The sequence below is a fragment of the Desulfosporosinus youngiae DSM 17734 genome, assembly GCF_000244895.1.
GTDB classification, from domain to species: domain Bacteria; phylum Bacillota; class Desulfitobacteriia; order Desulfitobacteriales; family Desulfitobacteriaceae; genus Desulfosporosinus; species Desulfosporosinus youngiae.
The window spans coordinates 83,057-100,471 of record NZ_CM001441.1; the positions used below are offsets into that span (position 1 = coordinate 83,057).

Annotated in this window: 18 protein-coding genes; all 18 read left to right on the plus strand. The window is 44.9% G+C overall.

The features are described 5' to 3' along the window. Positions 1-97: 97 nt before the first annotated feature. The 18 genes from DESYODRAFT_RS00415 to nadA all read left to right on the plus strand — a co-directional run bounded on the left by DESYODRAFT_RS00415 (position 98) and on the right by nadA (position 17,415). The gene (locus DESYODRAFT_RS00415; RefSeq protein WP_007778023.1) at positions 98-340 is read left to right on the plus strand and encodes a sigma factor-like helix-turn-helix DNA-binding protein; all 243 of its coding nucleotides are present in this window, start codon (positions 98-100) and stop codon (positions 338-340) included. Next, on the plus strand, positions 315-626 hold the full coding sequence (locus DESYODRAFT_RS00420) for an FtsB family cell division protein (RefSeq protein ID WP_007778025.1): 312 nt from the start codon (positions 315-317) through the stop codon (positions 624-626). Before DESYODRAFT_RS00415 ends, DESYODRAFT_RS00420 begins: the two co-directional genes overlap by 26 nt. A 100-nt stretch (positions 627-726) precedes the next feature. Next, positions 727-1,116 (plus strand): S1 RNA-binding domain-containing protein, encoded by a 390-nt coding sequence (locus DESYODRAFT_RS00425; RefSeq protein ID WP_007778028.1) that lies wholly within the window; start codon positions 727-729, stop codon positions 1,114-1,116. A 336-nt stretch (positions 1,117-1,452) separates the two neighbouring features. Continuing rightward, entirely contained in the window at positions 1,453-3,540 is a 2,088-nt protein-coding gene (locus DESYODRAFT_RS00430; protein ID WP_007778031.1) for a SpoIIE family protein phosphatase, read from the plus strand. A gap of 459 nt (positions 3,541-3,999) precedes the next feature. Next, the gene (locus DESYODRAFT_RS00435; protein WP_007778033.1) at positions 4,000-5,760 is read left to right on the plus strand and encodes a formate--tetrahydrofolate ligase; all 1,761 of its coding nucleotides are present in this window, start codon (positions 4,000-4,002) and stop codon (positions 5,758-5,760) included. 218 nt (positions 5,761-5,978) lie between these two features. Continuing rightward, positions 5,979-7,391 (plus strand): tRNA lysidine(34) synthetase TilS, encoded by a 1,413-nt coding sequence (gene tilS, locus DESYODRAFT_RS00440; protein WP_007778035.1) that lies wholly within the window; start codon positions 5,979-5,981, stop codon positions 7,389-7,391. 88 nt (positions 7,392-7,479) lie between these two features. Then, complete coding sequence (gene ftsH, locus DESYODRAFT_RS00445; RefSeq protein WP_007778038.1) at positions 7,480-9,402, plus strand: ATP-dependent zinc metalloprotease FtsH; 1,923 nt, start codon at positions 7,480-7,482, stop codon at positions 9,400-9,402. Between the two features lie 45 nt (positions 9,403-9,447). After that, entirely contained in the window at positions 9,448-9,897 is a 450-nt protein-coding gene (gene ndk / locus DESYODRAFT_RS00450; RefSeq protein ID WP_007778042.1) for a nucleoside-diphosphate kinase, read from the plus strand. 144 nt (positions 9,898-10,041) lie between these two features. Then, positions 10,042-10,752: a DUF881 domain-containing protein gene (locus DESYODRAFT_RS00455; RefSeq protein ID WP_007778045.1), complete on the plus strand. Its 711-nt coding sequence runs from the start codon at positions 10,042-10,044 to the stop codon at positions 10,750-10,752. Beyond that, positions 10,752-11,462, plus strand: coding sequence for a DUF881 domain-containing protein (locus tag DESYODRAFT_RS00460; protein WP_007778050.1), 711 nt, complete (start codon positions 10,752-10,754; stop codon positions 11,460-11,462). Before DESYODRAFT_RS00455 ends, DESYODRAFT_RS00460 begins: the two co-directional genes overlap by 1 nt. A 33-nt stretch (positions 11,463-11,495) precedes the next feature. Continuing rightward, positions 11,496-11,990, plus strand: a complete 495-nt coding sequence (locus DESYODRAFT_RS00465; RefSeq protein ID WP_007778052.1) for an HD domain-containing protein — start codon at positions 11,496-11,498, stop codon at positions 11,988-11,990. 13 nt (positions 11,991-12,003) lie between these two features. Further along, positions 12,004-13,218: a dihydropteroate synthase gene (gene folP / locus DESYODRAFT_RS00470; RefSeq protein ID WP_007778054.1), complete on the plus strand. Its 1,215-nt coding sequence runs from the start codon at positions 12,004-12,006 to the stop codon at positions 13,216-13,218. Then, entirely contained in the window at positions 13,205-13,570 is a 366-nt protein-coding gene (gene folB, locus DESYODRAFT_RS00475) for a dihydroneopterin aldolase (RefSeq protein ID WP_007778057.1), read from the plus strand. Before folP ends, folB begins: the two co-directional genes overlap by 14 nt. A 5-nt stretch (positions 13,571-13,575) precedes the next feature. Next, a complete protein-coding gene (gene folK / locus DESYODRAFT_RS00480; protein WP_007778060.1) occupies positions 13,576-14,040 on the plus strand; it encodes a 2-amino-4-hydroxy-6-hydroxymethyldihydropteridine diphosphokinase in 465 nt (154 codons plus the stop codon). 247 nt (positions 14,041-14,287) lie between these two features. Continuing rightward, positions 14,288-15,151, plus strand: coding sequence for a Rossmann-like and DUF2520 domain-containing protein (locus DESYODRAFT_RS00485; protein ID WP_007778063.1), 864 nt, complete (start codon positions 14,288-14,290; stop codon positions 15,149-15,151). Positions 15,152-15,188: 37 nt separating this feature from the next. Then, complete coding sequence (gene panC, locus DESYODRAFT_RS00490; protein ID WP_007778066.1) at positions 15,189-16,046, plus strand: pantoate--beta-alanine ligase; 858 nt, start codon at positions 15,189-15,191, stop codon at positions 16,044-16,046. Then, positions 16,039-16,422: an aspartate 1-decarboxylase gene (panD, locus tag DESYODRAFT_RS00495; protein ID WP_042338055.1), complete on the plus strand. Its 384-nt coding sequence runs from the start codon at positions 16,039-16,041 to the stop codon at positions 16,420-16,422. Before panC ends, panD begins: the two co-directional genes overlap by 8 nt. A gap of 66 nt (positions 16,423-16,488) precedes the next feature. Next, on the plus strand, positions 16,489-17,415 hold the full coding sequence (gene nadA / locus DESYODRAFT_RS00500; protein ID WP_007778072.1) for a quinolinate synthase NadA: 927 nt from the start codon (positions 16,489-16,491) through the stop codon (positions 17,413-17,415).

Here is a 17,415-nt window from a genome sequence, read left to right on the forward strand (position 1 = left end):
TCGTCACTTTTGTAATTGGTTTGTCCATAGTTTGTAGGGTATTTGTCCACAAACTATCCACAATTTGTGTATAACATTTAAGCAAGGGCGTGCCACTGTGCATCTAGAAATTAGGGGTTTGGAAAAACTAAGTTTTCGGGAACGCCAAGCAGTGATGCTTAAGGAAAGTGGAAAGTCGCTGGAGGATATCTCTAAAAGACTTCATCTCAGCCAGAGTTCTGTAGCAACTCTCTTAACCCGCGCCAGAAGTAAAGGGTATGAAATCGTTTGTATTATTCCAGGTGGTGAACTTGGTTTAGAAGGAGAGGAATTGGATGAAGACGGATCGTCTGAAGATTAACTCTAAACATCGCCCAAGGGTTCGGATTCGTCGCAGTTCTGTATTGATATTATGCGTAGTCATGATAGTTGTGGGAAGCTCGGCTTGGCAAATATGGAAACTTCGCTCTCAGGTTGAAGAGCAATTAGCTCAATTAAATCAAGAAAAGGTTAAATTGCTTCAACAAGAGAAACTTCTGAATGATGAGATTGCACGGCTGAACAACCCAAGTTATATTGAGCAGTTAGCCCGGGAGCAGCTAGGTCTCGTAAAACAAGGTGAAATTCTCATTTCTCCCAAGAATTAGTACTATACATTGCCCTTATTAGCCTTGACAGGCAGGAAATGTACTGCATATAATAGAGGTTAAGTATAGATAGATCATCACAAGGAGGAGTTTGCTTCGTATGGCCATTGACGTTGGCAGTATTGTTGAAGGGGTCGTAACAGGGATCACGAACTTTGGAGCATTTATTGAATTACCGGATAGAGTTACCGGACTCGTACATATCTCGGAAGTCGCTGATGCCTATGTCAAGGACGTTCGAGATTACTTGAAGGAACAGGATCATGTTAAGGTAAAGGTTATTCATGTTGATGAAAAGGGAAAGATTGGGCTCTCAATCAAGCAAGCAAACCCCACCGTTCGTAATGTGGGTCGTGAACGCCGTCTTCCGCCAACGATATCTTTTGAGGATAAACTGGCTAAGTTTATAAAAGACAGTGATGAACGTCAAACTGAGTTTCGCCGGGCCACGGACTCTAAACGTGGAGGTAGAGGATCAAGCAGATACTAAAATAATAACCGCCGAAAGGCGGTTTTTTATTATACTGCCAGAAAGTATAAGGGCAACTAAGGCTGCCGCCCGAAGACAGTGCCTTCGGGTGCCAGCCAAGTTTTCTTTAGATAGTGAGAAGGACCGCAGGGACAATTCGTGAATCCCTGCGGTTTTCTTAGTTTCAAATAGTGAAAATGCTGGCATATTTATTGGGCGTATAGTGTTATAGCGGAACTATGGAAAGTTTTACAAGGAATGACGTCGAAAGTTGTTGTGTTTTATTGACTTTACTAGACAAGCTTTGCTAATCACTTGAGTTATAATATTGCCAATAAATGGTTAAGAGGTGACGTTATGGCAGAGTGGGCAACGTTGAAACTAGATCAAGGTCTGCGAAGCAGAATTTCAATTGAGAGTGCGTTTGTTCCGATGGTTTTAGGAGGGTTGTTGGCTCGGGGAAGTGTTTTGGGCCTTCATCCCTTTGGAGTTGCGTTTGGAGCGGCCTTGATATTGAGAGGGGAGAAAGGGTTTGCCTTTGGTTTGTTAGGTGTTCTTGTGGGATTGATTTCCTTAAACGACGTAGCCTTTACGTTACAAGGTGTGGCTGTCTTGGCCACTTTAATGGTAATTATGCCTCCGATACGTAAGAAAAAGAACCAGGGAATCTATTTGGTTACCTTGACATGTTTAATAACGACCTTGGTTGCTTATCTTGCTATTTGTTTAGCAAATCCTAATCTTTATGCTCTTTTAACAATGGGTCTGCAAGGGGTGCTTTCTGGAGGATGTGCCATTATTTTTTGGTTTGCCTTATGTCATCAGGAGGCTATTTGGAGAGCGGAATTCCAGCGTGAACAAGGAATTGCCTGGCTATTTATCCTCATTGGTGTGATTAGTGGTCTGCAAGGGGTCCAAGTTATGGAGATCAATTTTGCCGTTGTCTTGTTAAGTTTCTTTACCTTATTTGTATCAGAACGCTATGGAGCGGGGACTGCGGCAGGCGTAGGAGCATTACTTGGTTTTATGCCCCAATTAGCGATTGACACTCAAAATCTGGTGGATGCCGGAATCTATGGACTAGCGGGTTTTTGTACGGGAGCTTTTCGGCGCTTTGGTAAACTGGGAATTGGAACGGCCTTTATTGCGGTAATGCTGATGCTTACTATCTTTTTAAGGCAGGAAGCAATTTATTCTCAACTTATTTCTTCCACAGTGGGGCTTTTCCTCTTTTTACTATGGCCGGGAGCAACCCCCGAAAAGAGCTTTTTGAAGCCAAAGGTGATTCCGGAGGTAGAAACCACTGTTTCTAAAGTAAAGGCCCTGTCAGAGATTTTTGATCAAATTGCCCTAAGTTATCAGGCATCAGAGACAGAAGCCTTAGAGATGCGCCCGGAAGTTCCTGAACTTATGAATGTTTTGGTGGAGCGTGTCTGTCATTCTTGCCCGACCATGGATGTGTGCTGGAACAGAGAGTTTTACAAAACATACCATATCTTCTTTGAACTTTTTGGTTTAGTTGAGAAGGAGACTGACCTTAGTTTGCAATCCCTGCCAATAGAATGGAAACGCCACTGTGGGCGATTAAAAGAGATGCTGTTGGGAGTTCAGTTTATTATTGAGCAAGAGAAGAATCAGGAAACCTGGCGCCGCCGCTTGCTCCTCAATCAAGAGGCATTGTCCCGTCAATTTCTTAATGTCTCGCAGGTCATTGGAAATCTAGCCAAGGAACTTCATACCCAGCATAACTGGGAAGTCGTTAAACCTTCGAATTTGGCCCGCCGCCGCCGCTTTTTTCTTGATGTGGGAATATCAATGTTTACCAAAACCGGTAATGGAATGAGTGGGGATAATTATGCTTCTATCGCCTTTTCCACGAAGGAACATGCCTTTGTGTTAAGTGATGGAATGGGGGTAGGGGAAAATGCGGCCAAGATGAGTGCAACGGCATTGACCCTTCTTGAGCAGCTTTTAACAACAGGGTTCAAACCGGAAGGAGCCATTCAGGCCCTCAATTCTATTTTGGTTTTGCGCTCACCCGAAGAAAGTTTCGTAACAATCGATATGGCAATTCTGGATTTAGAATCCGTTGATTTAAAATTAATCAAGGTGGGTGCTTCACCTTCATATCTGATAGGTCCGGACGGAGTAAAAACAATTGAATCTTCGAGCCTTCCGGCAGGCATCTTAAACCAGATCGATACGCCCGTGATTGAAATGGAGATGCAGAGTGGAGAAGCATTGATATTATTAACGGATGGAATTCAGGATGTTTCAAAAGAAGGAACGGATTGGATTAAGGATTTTTTAGAGAAAACACCGCCTATGGATAAATCTCAAAAAATTGCCGATCTCATTGGTGAAGAAGCTCGGCGCTTAAGCGGCGGAACTCTGGACGATGATGGAATAGTCATGGTAATTCGAAAAAACTATTGGAGTGAATAATTGTTTGAAGACAAACTGTTACTTTCGTCTAGTCTTACAGTTAAAAACTTGGTTGGAGTCAACGAAAGACTTATATTCATTAGACTGAAAAGTTAAAAAATTCTTTATATTTTACAGTGTTCACAGCAGCAAGGGGGTCCTAGATTATAAAAAAAGACAAGTGAGTGACAAAAGTTACAGGGAAAAGAACATTCTAAAAGCAGGATAACAGAAATGTGTGTCGAATCAAATTATTATGTCTTTAAAGAGACTGACCCGGCACCTGAGTGTTATACCGAAAATTCGAAATGTTTAGTTTAGGAAACCCCTGAAAAGTATTTTTAACGTTTATTAAAAGTACGTTGATAGAATCAGGGATAGAGAACCTACGCTTTATATACTTAGGTTAACAAGTGGTGCGGGTAACTTTCCGTTTTATAAAGGGAAGTAGAAAATTTAATTGAGGGAGCGGATTTAGAGATGGCTTGGGACGCTACTAAACTTAAGGACTGGCAGATTGCCGAAGAGGCCGAAAAAAACATGCCTACAGTGGAGGAACTGGTAGAAAAACTGAATCTCGAAAAGGACGAACTAATTCCTTACGGGAGAACCCCTAAAGTCGATTTCCTGAAAATGATGGAGCGCCTAAAAGATAAGCCCGATGGTAAGTATATTGAAGTTACCGCTATTACCCCAACTCCATTAGGAGAAGGAAAAACAACTACGACCCTGGGACTTATCGAGGGACTTGCTAAGAGAGGTCAAAACGTTGGCGGTGCAGTACGTCAACCATCCGGCGGCCCCACTATGAATATCAAGGGTACCGCTGCCGGCGGCGGCAACGCCCTGCTAATTCCAATGACTGAGTTTTCCTTAGGTCTCACAGGAGATATCAATGATATCATGAACGCTCATAATCTGTGCATGGTTGCCCTTAATGCCCGTATGCAGCATGAGGCTAACTATACTGATGAAGAATTAGCCAAAAGAGGTTTGAAGCGGTTAGACATAGACCCTAAAAACGTTGAAATGGGCTGGGTTATTGACTATGCTGCTCAAGGCCTGAGAAATATTATCATTGGTATTGGCGGTAAAAAAGACGGTTTCCAAATGCAATCTAAATTCGGGATTGCTGTCGGATCAGAGTTAATGGCTATTCTGGCTGTGGCGAAAGATCTTCCGGACCTCAGAGAGCGGATCGGTAAAATTATTGTTGCTTATAGTAAAACAGGCCAACCTGTTACCACCAGGGATTTGGAAGTTGATGGCGCAATGACTGCTTGGATGCGCAACACCATTAACCCAACGATTTGCTACTCTGCTGAGGGTCAACCGGTCATGGTTCATGCCGGTCCGTTTGCAAATATTGCCATTGGTCAGTCCTCCGTTATTGCTGACCGCCTTGGTCTGAAAATGTTCGATTATCATGTTACAGAAAGCGGATTTGCTGCAGATATCGGATTTGAGAAGTTCTGGAACGTTAAAGCTCGTTTGGGTGGCTTAAAGCCGAACGTTTCCGTGCTTGTAGCAACAATTCGCGCTCTTAAAATGCATGGCGGCGGACCACAAGTTGTACCAGGCCGTCCATTGCCTGAAGAGTATACCAAAGAAAATCTTGAACTGGTGGAAAAGGGTTGTGCTAACCTGCTTCACCACCTCAATATTATTAAGAAATCCGGAATTGTTCCGGTTGTCTGCGTTAACGGTTTCTATACGGATACCGAAGCAGAGATTAACTTAATTAAGAAAATCGTTAGAGAAGCAGGAGCCCGCTGCGCTCATTCCGATCACTGGCTCAACGGCGGAGATGGTGCTTTGGAATTGGCAGATGCCGTTATGGATGCCTGCAAAGAAGAATCTCAATTCAAGTGCCTCTATCCATTGGAAATGCCGCTTCGTGAGCGTGTTGAGCTTATTGCTAAAGAAGTTTATGGTGCAGACGGTGTGGATTGGGCTCCGGAAGCAGAAGCTAAGGCTAAGAGATTTGAGTCTGATCCATATTATGCGGATTTCTCCACCATGATGGTGAAGACCCATTTGAGCCTATCCCATGATCCCACATTGAAAGGCGTACCCAAAGGCTGGAGATTGCCAATCCGTGACGTCTTAGTCTATGGCGGAGCTAAATTCCTTTGCCCTATGGCCGGCGCAATCAGCCTGATGCCTGGTACTGGTTCAGACCCTGCTTACAGAAGAATTGACGTTGACACCAAAACCGGTAAAGTAATGGGATTGTTCTAGGATTCGGCGGGGGGCAATTCATGAATTCTCCCTGCTTGTTATAGAGACGGATTATCGGCCCTGAGTTAGCTCAGGGCCTTTTCTAATCTAAATTACACTGAGAAGAGAATAAATAAGTGTTTGTTTTGATTGAAAATGATAAAATAGTTAGGGTTAAAAGGTTTGAAACTATATTTTTCCGTGGAAGCTATACTTATAGATCTAAAAGGGGGCGCAAGATGTACGAGCAATTGCGCAAATACATACTGCCTGAATTAATCCCGTCTGGTACCAGAGTTATGGTCGCAGTCTCCGGGGGACCCGATTCAATGGCTTTAAGTCATCTGCTTTGGCGGTATACACAGGAAGAAAGCAGCAGAGGTGTCTCCATTGTTTTAACCCATGTGCATCATGGGGTTCGAAGAGAATCCGATGCTGAAGCAGTTATGGTTCAAGACATGGCCAAGAAGTGGAATGTTCCTTGTCTTGTTCATCGTTTTAATGCTAAAAGATATGCTGAAAGCATGGGGCAATCCTTTCAAGAGGCTGCTCGAGAGTGGCGTTATGCGCGGTGGAAAGAAGATATGCTTAAGGAAGGATGTTCTCTTTTGGCTACGGCCCATCACCTTGGGGACCAGGCTGAGACGATCCTATATCGTTTGCTTAGAGGGAGTGGGACTGCGGGCTTAGCAGGAATGTATCCCAGCAAAGGCTCAATCATTCGGCCATTACTGAGCTTTACAAAAGCAGATATTCTGAATTACTGTGCAAGAGAAGCCGTACCCTATGCTCTTGATGATTCAAATCAAGAACCGGTATACGTGCGTAACCGGATCCGCTTGGAGCTGCTCCCGGAATTGGAGAGAAGTTACAATTCACGTATACAAGAGACCCTGGGGCGTACGGGAGAACTGTTGCGTTGGGATGAAGAATACATAACCCGGCAAGTGAAAGCTGCATGGGATCAGTATCACTATCAAGACTCTCAGGGAACAATCTGCTTAAAGCTTGACGTTTTTAAAGAGCCTGCTGCCATTCTATCTCGCCTGTTGCGTAAAGCGGCAATGCAGGTCACCCAAGAACCTCGTGGACTGGGTTTCACCTATGTGGCGATGATTATGGCTGCTCAAGGGAAACCTGGCTGGTCTCAGGATTTACCAGGCATGAGGGTTAAGCTGACAGATGAAGGTTTGCAGTTCTGCCGTTCACATATTGATGCCGGACAAAAGGCGCTTAACTATAAAATTCCGTTAGTCATAGGACAATCCGTAGAAATTCCCGGTTCGGGAATGGTTATTAGTTTATTGAAAGAATGGAATCTTTCTTCGGTAAACTCTCATACTAAGAGGGAAAACAAAATAGCCGTTTTCAGCAGTGATTTATTGACTCAGGTTTCCAAGCAAAGCTTGGTATGCCGTACTCGCCAAGAAGGGGATAAAATGTGGTTTAAGGGAGTTGGGCATAAATCTCTTAAGAAGGTTTTTCAGGAAGCCAAGATAGCGGATGATGCCAGAAATCGGATACCCCTGATTGCCGATGAAGCAGAGGTACTGTGGATTCCCGGTGTTCGTCAAAGCGGGCTATATCGTGCAGATAATGAGGACGAAAAAATAGTCTGTATCCTCACATCCCGGATAGGGCGTTCTATTTGAATTCATTGTAAAAACTGAACCTGCATGGTATAATATGAAGAATTGCTTCTTGATGAGGCAGCTTCCGAACTAGAGAGGAGGACCCTATTTGAAGGTCTTAAAGAATGCAGCAATTTATATACTTATCATTCTCATGGCGATAATGTTAATCAAGTGGTCGACCCCTCCGGTTAGCAAAGAGGTGGGTATGGACTACAACGCTTTTAAAAAGGCAGTTGTTGAAGAACAGGTAAAAAAGGTTGTTGCTGTTGCCGAAAACAATTCAACCAAATATACAGTCACCATGAAGGACGATCAAGAACATGTGGTGATTGGGCTGGCCTCTGATCCAGAGCTTACATCAGATTTATCCGCTCACGTTGATTCCTTTGTCGTAGAACCACCTCCGAAGACACCCTGGTGGGTAGGTTTGCTGACAACCATGCTGCCTATTATTGTCATCGTCGGTTTGTTCTTCTTTATGATGCAGCAGAGCCAGGGCGGCGGCAATCGGGTAATGCAGTTCGGAAAGAGCAAGGCGCGTTTGGTTGGAGAAGATAAGAAAAAGGTGACCTTTGCCGATGTAGCCGGTGCGGATGAGGTTAAAGAGGAACTTCAGGAAGTGGTTGAATTCTTGAAGATGCCGAAGAAGTTTAATGACTTAGGGGCCAAGATTCCCACTGGGGTCTTGTTATTCGGACCTCCGGGAACAGGTAAAACCTTACTTGCCCGCGCCGTCTCCGGAGAAGCAGGAGTACCGTTCTTCAGTATCAGCGGCTCAGACTTTGTGGAAATGTTCGTGGGAGTTGGAGCTTCGCGGGTTCGGGATTTGTTTGAACAAGCTAAGAAAAATGCCCCTTGCATTGTTTTTATTGATGAGATTGATGCGGTTGGTCGTCAAAGGGGAGCAGGTTTAGGCGGAGGACATGATGAACGTGAACAGACCCTGAATCAGCTTCTGGTAGAAATGGATGGGTTCAATGGCAACGATGGAGTCATTATCATTGCTGCTACGAACCGGGCTGATGTTCTTGACCCGGCTCTCCTGCGTCCGGGACGTTTTGACCGGCAGGTTATCGTTGATGTGCCTGATGTTAAAGGACGCGCGGAGATCCTGAAGGTTCATGCCCAAGGCAAGCCGCTGATGAAGGATGTCGATCTTGAAGTTATTGCCCGTCAAACGTCAGGATTTACAGGCGCTGATTTATCGAATTTATTAAATGAAGCGGCATTGCTTTCTGCCCGGCGGAGTGAAACTCAGATTAAACAGCAAACGGTGGAAGAGTCTATTGAACGGGTTATTGCCGGCCCGGAGAAGAAAAGCCGGGTAATAAGTCCATTTGAAAGAAAACTCGTTTCCTATCATGAAGCGGGGCACGCTTTGTTGGGAGAACTTCTTACTCATACAGATCCTTTGCACAAGGTTTCGATTATTCCGCGCGGGCGGGCAGGGGGGTACACTCTTCTTCTTCCTAAAGAAGACCGTAATTATATGACAAAGTCTCAGCTGCTTGATCAAGTAGTCATGTTGCTGGGTGGTCGTGTGTCCGAAGCGGTAGTGCTTGGTGAAATCAGTACAGGTGCATCCAATGATCTGGAGCGGGCCACAGGGATAATTCGCAAAATGATTACAGAATTGGGAATGTCCGAGGAATTAGGTCCACTGACCTTTGGGCACAAAGAAGAACAAGTATTTTTAGGAAGGGATATTTCCCGTGACCGGAGTTACAGCGATGCCGTGGCCTATTCAATTGATAAAGAGGCTCGACGTCTTATTGATGGATGTTACAAAAAGGCGCAGGATCTGATTGAACAGAATATCGATAAATTGCATGCCATAGCTGAAGCGCTGATGGAGAAAGAAACCCTTGATGTCAAAGATTTTGCAGCTTTGATGGAGAAGTTTAAGGATAAAGCTGAGGAAAGTGAACAAGTCGATGAAACGACATTCACTATTACAGAAACAAAAACCAAGCAAGATATTGAAATGCCTGGTCAAGTGATAGATAATGAGTTCAATAAAATTCAGTGATGCAGAATTCCTTATAAATTAAAGGATCATAAAGGAGAGAAGGATATGGAACGTACATTTCTTATGCTAAAACCGGATGCAGTTCAGCGGGGATTGGTTGGAGAGGTGATTCAACGGTTTGAGAAAAAGGGTTTCAAACTCGTAGGACTGAAGCTCATTCAGGTAGATCGTACTTTGGCTGAAGCTCATTATGCAGAACACCGCGGCAAAGGGTTTTTTGAACCAACGGTCAGCTATATTATGTCTTCGCCCGTCGTTGCCATGGTATGGCAAGGCAAAAATGTTGTCGCCTTGGCACGTGAGCTGATGGGTGCTACAAATCCGGCCAACTCAAATCCAGGTTCTATTCGAGGAATGTATGGGATGGATATCAGCAGGAACGTTATTCACGGCTCGGACTCGGTAGAGAGCGCAGGACGTGAGATTGGGCTTTATTTTAAACCTGAAGAACTTGTGGATTACCAAAAAGCAGGGGATGAATGGCTGAGCGAGTAACTCCTTCAGCTCAAGCCGGAGCAGAATATTGAACACCCTTATAGAGTGGGTGTCTTGGAGTCGGTAAAGGAATAAGGGACGCCCGTTCGGGTGTCCTTTTTTTCAAAGTTTCTTTTTAAAATCCGTTTTATGGGAGGTGCAACCATGCATTTAGACAAAAAAGAACGTTCATTACTGGGTATGGCTTCTGTTTTACTCGGCTTTCTTTTTTTTATTCTGATTAAAGCTCAGGGAGCCGCAGGGAGTCAGATAACAGCGCAGGAAACGGCTATCCCTAATCTGATTAAGACAGAGCAGGAGAATCAACAGCTTTCTATAGAAAATGCGAAAATAGAGCAGGAATTAATCAAATATGCTCAGGGTCAAAGTGCATCGGCATTGCTAAATCAGCAAGTAAGAGAAGCGATGATGAATGCCGGCTTAATCGAACTCACTGGTCCGGGTGTACAAATCACTTTAGATGACTCACCCCGTGCTGCTACTGGGGAGGGAGACCAAAATAATTATTACATTCACGAAGAATATATCCGGGAGATCCTGAATGCCCTTTGGAACGGGGGAGCGGAAGCCATCGCAGTGAATGGTCAGCGTGTAACAACCCATACGGAAGTGTTCTGCGGTGGGTCTTTCATTCAAATCAATGGTACCCGCCAAATGCCCCCCTATATAATCGGGGCCATCGGTGATTCGCACAATTTATCAGGCGCCCTTAAGTTTTATGGTTGGTATAGACTGGAGGAATATCAGGAACAGTATGGACTTATCCGCAAACTGGAGGTTTTGGAGGAAATTAGGGTTCCGGCGGGTAAATTGCGAAATTACCGTTTTGCCGAACCAGTTAAGGAGGGGACATAATGCAGCGTTGGAAAAGAACCTTAGCCTTACCTGTCACGATGGTCGCCATTGCTCTGGGTTTTTTAATTGCCCTTCAGGCTCAAACTCAAAAGAATGTATCCGCTGCGGAACAAATTAGTCAGCAGCGGATGTCCGGAATGAAATCAGTGCTGCAAAACTCTCAGGAGCAAAATGCTCAGCTTCAGGAGCAGTATAAAGAATTGTCGGCAAAGCTGGATCAAGCCCGTAAACAGGTGGGGACAGATCCTCAGCTGCTGGTCCACTTAAAACAATTGCAAATGCTGGATGGAACCCAAGCCGTCGAAGGTCCTGGTATACTGATAAGCATAGACGACCGCAATAAAAAGGTTGCCTTTCCGCTGAACACTAATGACATCGCAACGATGATTAACATTTTGAAGTTAGCCGGTGCAGAGGCAATCAGCATAAACGGTCAAAGAATTGTTGGCTCTACGGCGATTGTTTTAAGTGGAAATTCAACGATTTTAGTCAACCAAGTTCCCGTGAATCGTTCAGAGGGGACTCCTTATGAAGTAAGTGCCATAGGCAACCAGGAAACGCTGTTGGATTACTTTTCTGAGCTTGAAGCTGTCTACCTCAAACAAAGAGGGATGACAGTGAGCATTACGAGAAAGGTCCTGACTATCCCGTCCTACAAGGGGGCATATACCTTTAGTGCAGCAAAACCGCTGGATGCACCTGAGCCATAATTTAAGTGGGATAAAATCTGGGGAGTGGGACGCATGTTGGATTCTATGGCCCGTGTCAATCAGCTGCTTGACCATGAAGATTATAATCGCTATATAGAAACAATCAACGAATTAGAAAAAGAACGTTGTTTTTGTAAACATGGTTTCGAACATGGGATAAACGTCGCGCGCATCGCTTACGCTTATCTGCTCGAAAAAGGGAATAGGGATCTGTCCAAAGAAGGGGTATACGCCGCGGCTTTGCTTCATGATATTGGGCGGTGGGTAGAATATCAAACGGGAGAAGATCACGCGGAGGTAAGTGCCCGCTTGGCGCTTCCCTTGCTTAAAGAATGTGGCTTCAGTTCTGCCGATATTCAGGTGATCTTAGCAGGGATTCGCGAACATCGGCGGCACTATGAGGACGATTTGTCCCTGTTAGGAGAAGCGCTGGCCATAGCGGACGATTGGGCCAGAGATTGTCGATATTGTTCCGCTCAAAAACAATGCTACAAGTTTAAGCCTGAGATGACACAGATTATCTATTAGTGGAGGAATAATAATGCAAACATATGGTATGCGGTGGGTTACGATGGACAATTTGCCAGAGGCTAAAAGGGCATTGGCGCAGATTGGATCTGACCCGGGAGGGATTGCTCAAATGGCCGGAAAAGGATTAGGGCGGGCCATAAAGCTGGAGCAGGTACCTTTGCGTGTAGCTCATATCCTTAAACAAGAAATGCTGTCGGTCGGAGGAGACGCGGCAGTCCACCGGGATGTAATTATTAATAATGTCGATGCCACAGATGTTATGTTACTTGGGACAGTTCGGCAGCTGGAACGCCTGGCGGCGAAGGTATTAGCCCAACCTTTTGGACTTAAGACGATCGGACATGCCCTCAAGCAGTTGCTGAGTGCTCTGGAACCGCCTAAAGCCCGAATATTAAATTGTCGGGGAAAGGAATTGACACTGGGAGAACGCACCCTTGTCATGGGGATTTTAAATGTAACTCCAGACTCATTTTCTGATGGGGGCAGGTTCAATAATTTTGAAAATGCCATCTCTCAGGCAGAACGTATGGTTGAAGAAGGGGTTGACATTATAGATGTGGGAGGGGAGTCAACCCGGCCCAATTATGCGGGCGTAAGTGCCGAAGAAGAATGGCGGCGCTTAGAACCCGTACTCAAGACTCTTTTAGAGCGGGTAGCTGTTCCTATCTCGGTAGATACCTATAAGGCGGGTGTCGCGGCTAAAGCTCTTGAAGCAGGTGCCCATATCATTAATGATGTATGGGGACTGCAAAAAGACCCGGATATGGCACGTGTTGTTGGGGATTATAAAGTACCTGTGATTGTTATGCATAATCAAAACGGAACGGCCTACCAGCACCTGATGGGGGACATTTTTAACGTTTTACGAAAAAGCATTGAGTTGGCTGAGGCCCATGGATTATCGGGAGATCAAATAATTGTTGATCCGGGAATCGGATTTGGAAAAACAACCGAACAGAATCTTGAGGTCATGTCCCGTCTGGCGGAGTTTAAAACACTGGGACACCCGGTGCTGCTTGCCGCATCGCGCAAATCGATGATTGGAAACACCTTGAATCTAACGGTGGATGAGCGTTTAGAGGGGACATTAGCAACCAGTGCTCTGGGAGTTGTTTCTGGGGTAGACATCATCCGTGTTCACGATGTTAAGGAAAATCTAAGGACGATACAAATGGCTGATGCTATCGTGAGGGGACAGAGGGGAGTTCACTATGTTGGAGCATGATGTTATACATCTTCGCGGGCTGGAATTCTATGCTTATCATGGAGTCTTGCCGGAGGAACAAGTCTTGGGACAGCGGTTTTTGATTGATATAGATCTTTTCTTCGATTTAAGGAAAGCGGGTGCGTCCGATCAAGTAGAGGATACGGTTCATTATGGAGAGGTGTACGATGTCATTAAGACATGTGTTACTGAGGGTAACTATCTGTTAATAGAACGATTGGCCGAAGAGATTGCCCAAAGGGTTCTGGGGGGCTTTGCCTGTGCGTCTGTACGGGTGGAAGTACACAAACCCCAGGCCCCAATCCCCGGGATTTTCAGAGATGTTTCTGTGGAGATTTGGCGAGGCAGGTGAAGCGCATGAGAGTGTTTATAGGATTGGGCAGTAATCTGGGGGATCGAGCTTATTATCTGAAAGAGGCGATCTTGGCTCTGGCGGGTCCTGATACTAAAATTACGGCCTCATCTCGTATTTATGAAACAGAACCATGGGGTGGTATTGATCAGCCTCTATTCTGGAATCAGGTCATAGAGGTCGATACAAGCCTTGAACCCCTGGATCTTCTTCATGTTTGTCAAGAGATTGAGCTGAGATTAGGAAGAGAACGCAAAGTACATTGGGGCCCCAGGACAATTGACATTGACCTGTTAATTTATGATAATAGAGTAAATGAGTCTGAAGAACTTAAGCTGCCTCATCCCTACCTGGAAGAACGTGCCTTTGTGCTTACTCCTTTGCGCGAGATCGCGCCCGAACTTATCTTACCATCAGGAAGATCTATTAATGAGGTTGTAGGAGAAGGTAAGGTTCATCCCCTTAGTTAGTGACTAAAGCAAAACCTATATCAGACAATATCGTTTCCGAATTGTACTGGATTTAGGTAGGAATTATAGCTGTTATGCGGCAAGATTATGGGAAAAGTGCATACTATCTTATCCTGATTTAAATACCGCTTGGATCGTTTGGTGACCGAGACGGGGGATATAATCCTTCACGCTCGTGGAGGTTTTTTTTATGCATTGGACAAGTTATTCAAGAGGATCAGATAAAGCTTAAGGGGGGAGGAACGGGATGAAATTTGGAATTATTGGCGCTGGAATAGTAGGTACTGCTTTAGCAGTGCAATTAACTAAAGCCGGGCATGAATGTGTGGGGGTTCATACCCGAAGTCATTCTTCCTATGAACGGTTTTGTACTTATATCAAGAGAGAGCATCTTCTTTTAGAAGAACTGGTGCCTGATGTTGAGATTTTGTTTATTACTACACAAGATGGAATGATTCGATCAATCGCAGAGAGCCTGACTGCCAAGGGTCTAATTATTCCAGGGCAGGTATGGATTCATTGCTCCGGTTCAATCCCTTCGACTGTTTTACGTGTTCAGGAGGGCTTACCTGTACGTTGTCTGTCTTTACATCCTCTGCAAGCATTTGCAAGCGTCGATAATGCCTTGGAGATTATTTCCGGAACTCATTTTGGGGTGGAAGGAGAAGATCAAAAGTTAGGAGAGAGGATCGTAAACGATCTTGGCGGAATTTCCCATAAAATTAGGGCAGATCAGAAGACTCTTTATCATGCTGGTGCCGTAGTCGCCTCAAATTATTTGGCGGTCCTTGCTTCATTAGCGGTAGAGCTTTTTGCTGAAGCAGGAATTGAAGGGAAGGAAGCCTTAGATTCTTTGTTGCCGCTGATGAAAGGAACTCTTTCTAATTTAGAACAGGTGGGGTTACCTCAGGCCCTAACGGGCCCAATTGCCCGCGGAGATGTACAAGTGGTACAAGGGCACTTAAAACAGCTGCCGCCAAACCTTGTGGACATCTATAAGAGACTGGGTTCAAAGGCGTTGGAATTAGGGGAGGGTAAGAGGGCGATTCAGGGGTCAACCTACCCGTCAGAGCAGTTAAACTTGCTGAAATCCTTACTCAGTGAAGAATAAGAGAACTCAAATTTCGATGAAAAAGGTGGAGTTAAAGATGAGGAGAACTTCGCATATTGCTGAACTGAGCGAGATCATAATCTCGCAAAAAAAACAGGGGCGAAAAATTGCTTTAGTACCAACGATGGGTTTTTTACATCGGGGACATCTGGCATTAATTGAGCAGGCCAAACAAACGGATGCCTTTGTGGTGGTGAGTATTTTTGTTAATCCATTACAGTTCGGCCCTAATGAAGATCTGTCCCGTTATCCCAGGGATCTGGAACGGGATGCTCATTTAGTGGAGGAAGCGGGAGTTGATGTACTTTTCCATCCAACCGTTGAGGAAATGTATCCGCGGCCGATGCTCACCTTTGTAGAAGTAGGTGAGTTAGATAAGATGCTGTGCGGTTCTTCTCGGCCGGGTCATTTCCGTGGAGTAACAACTGTGGTGAGTAAGTTATTTCACATAGTTCAACCCGATTTGGCCTTCTTTGGTCAGAAAGATTATCAGCAGTATCTGATCATTAAGCGTATGGTAACAGATCTGAATCTTCCGATTGAGATCTGCCCTGTCCCGATTGTCCGTGAAGAAGATGGGTTAGCACTGAGTTCGCGCAATATTTTTTTGAATTCGGAACAACGTCAGGAAGCATTGGTTCTCTCCAAGAGTCTCAACGAGGCGGAAACCAGCATTCATGGAGGACAGCGATCAGCCGAGAAGATTGAAAGGCAGCTGCGGGAGAAGATCACCCTTGAGAGCCAAGGCGTGATTGACTATGTGGAAGTAAGGGATGCAGATGACTTATCCAAAGTAACGGATATCAAGCGACCGGTTCTCTTGGCTTTAGCGGTGAAATTTGGGACAACCCGGTTAATTGATAACAAAGTCGTGGAGGTTGAGCATGATGTTTAGAACGATGATGAAATCAAAGATTCATAAAGCGGTTGTAACTGAAGCAAATCTTCATTATGTGGGCAGTATAACCATTGATACAGCATTAATGGAGGCCGCGGATCTTTTAACCAATGAGAAGGTACAAGTTGTAAATAATAATAATGGAGCCAGATTTGAAACCTATGTTATTCCGGGAGAAAGAGGTTCCGGTGTGATCTGCTTAAATGGTGCTGCAGCTCGGCAGGTGCAAGTGGGTGATGTCGTCATTATTATTTCGTATGCAGTGTTAAGTGATGAAAAGGCACGTGAGTATACCCCTAAAGTTGTCTTTGTCGATAATAATAACTGTGAAACTAAGATTTCGTCGGAAGAAGTTCATGGACGGGAATCTTGATAATCTGAGTCAAAAGACAGAATCCTTAAAAAGGATTCTGCCACTGCAGGAAGGGTGTAATAGTTTATGAAGCATACCATTAGCCAAGAATTATTTGAGATCTTAGCAGCAGAAATTGAAGTTCTGAAGAACGACCGCAAAGCAGTTATCTTAGCTCACTATTATCAAAGACCTGAGATTCAGGATATTGCTGATTTTGTCGGGGATTCCCTGCAACTGAGCCAACAAGCTGCCGATACGGACGCGGAAGTTATCGTATTTTGTGGTGTCCATTTCATGGCGGAAAGCGCAGCGATTCTATCACCGGATAAGGTTGTGATACTGCCTGAAGAGAAGGCGGGCTGCCCCATGGCGGACATGGTCGATGCCGACGGCTTACGGGCTTATAAAAAGAGGGTTCCTGGAGTTCAGGTGGTTTGTTATGTTAACTCTTCTGCGGAAGTCAAAGCGGAGAGCGATATTTGCTGTACCTCATCTAATGCCGTAAAAGTAGTAGAGTCATTAGAGGGAGATAATATTTTATTTATTCCAGATGAAAATCTTGGCCGTTACGCGGCAAAACGTCTTGGACGTTCCCTTCAGTTTTGGCCGGGGTACTGTAAAACTCACGACCGATTGACGATGGAAGACATTCAGACAGCCAAAAAAGAGCATCCATTAGCTAAAGTCATCGTACATCCGGAATGTCGGGAAGACATTTGCCAAGAGGCGGATTATGTCGGTTCCACGGCAGGATTGATCAAGTATGCCCAGGACTCTGAGGCTCAGGAATTTATCGTGGGAACAGAGTCAGGGATTTTACACCGGCTCCATCAAGTTTGTCCGGAGAAAAAGTTCTATCTCGCTTCAGAACGTCTGGTTTGTCCGAATATGAAAATGACGACCTTAGAGAAGGTAAGGGATGCGCTTAAAACTCTCTCTCCGCGTGTGACAGTGAAAGAGGAAATACGAGTTAAAGCCAAAGCAACACTAGAGCGAATGCTAGCTTTATAA

Excerpts from the sequence above, each read along its gene's own strand:
- DESYODRAFT_RS00420 (WP_007778025.1), top strand. The coding sequence starts at position 315 with ATGAAGACGGATCGTCTGAAGATTAACTCTAAACATCGCCCAAGGGTT.
- DESYODRAFT_RS00425 (WP_007778028.1), top strand. The coding sequence starts at position 727 with ATGGCCATTGACGTTGGCAGTATTGTTGAAGGGGTCGTAACAGGGATC.
- DESYODRAFT_RS00430 (WP_007778031.1), top strand. The coding sequence starts at position 1,453 with ATGGCAGAGTGGGCAACGTTGAAACTAGATCAAGGTCTGCGAAGCAGA.
- DESYODRAFT_RS00435 (WP_007778033.1), top strand. The coding sequence starts at position 4,000 with ATGGCTTGGGACGCTACTAAACTTAAGGACTGGCAGATTGCCGAAGAG.
- tilS (WP_007778035.1), top strand. The coding sequence starts at position 5,979 with ATGTACGAGCAATTGCGCAAATACATACTGCCTGAATTAATCCCGTCT.
- ndk (WP_007778042.1), top strand. The coding sequence starts at position 9,448 with ATGGAACGTACATTTCTTATGCTAAAACCGGATGCAGTTCAGCGGGGA.
- DESYODRAFT_RS00455 (WP_007778045.1), top strand. The coding sequence starts at position 10,042 with ATGCATTTAGACAAAAAAGAACGTTCATTACTGGGTATGGCTTCTGTT.
- DESYODRAFT_RS00460 (WP_007778050.1), top strand. The coding sequence starts at position 10,752 with ATGCAGCGTTGGAAAAGAACCTTAGCCTTACCTGTCACGATGGTCGCC.
- DESYODRAFT_RS00465 (WP_007778052.1), top strand. The coding sequence starts at position 11,496 with ATGTTGGATTCTATGGCCCGTGTCAATCAGCTGCTTGACCATGAAGAT.
- folP (WP_007778054.1), top strand. The coding sequence starts at position 12,004 with ATGCAAACATATGGTATGCGGTGGGTTACGATGGACAATTTGCCAGAG.
- folB (WP_007778057.1), top strand. The coding sequence starts at position 13,205 with ATGTTGGAGCATGATGTTATACATCTTCGCGGGCTGGAATTCTATGCT.
- folK (WP_007778060.1), top strand. The coding sequence starts at position 13,576 with ATGAGAGTGTTTATAGGATTGGGCAGTAATCTGGGGGATCGAGCTTAT.
- DESYODRAFT_RS00485 (WP_007778063.1), top strand. The coding sequence starts at position 14,288 with ATGAAATTTGGAATTATTGGCGCTGGAATAGTAGGTACTGCTTTAGCA.
- panC (WP_007778066.1), top strand. The coding sequence starts at position 15,189 with ATGAGGAGAACTTCGCATATTGCTGAACTGAGCGAGATCATAATCTCG.
- panD (WP_042338055.1), top strand. The coding sequence starts at position 16,039 with ATGTTTAGAACGATGATGAAATCAAAGATTCATAAAGCGGTTGTAACT.
- nadA (WP_007778072.1), top strand. The coding sequence starts at position 16,489 with ATGAAGCATACCATTAGCCAAGAATTATTTGAGATCTTAGCAGCAGAA.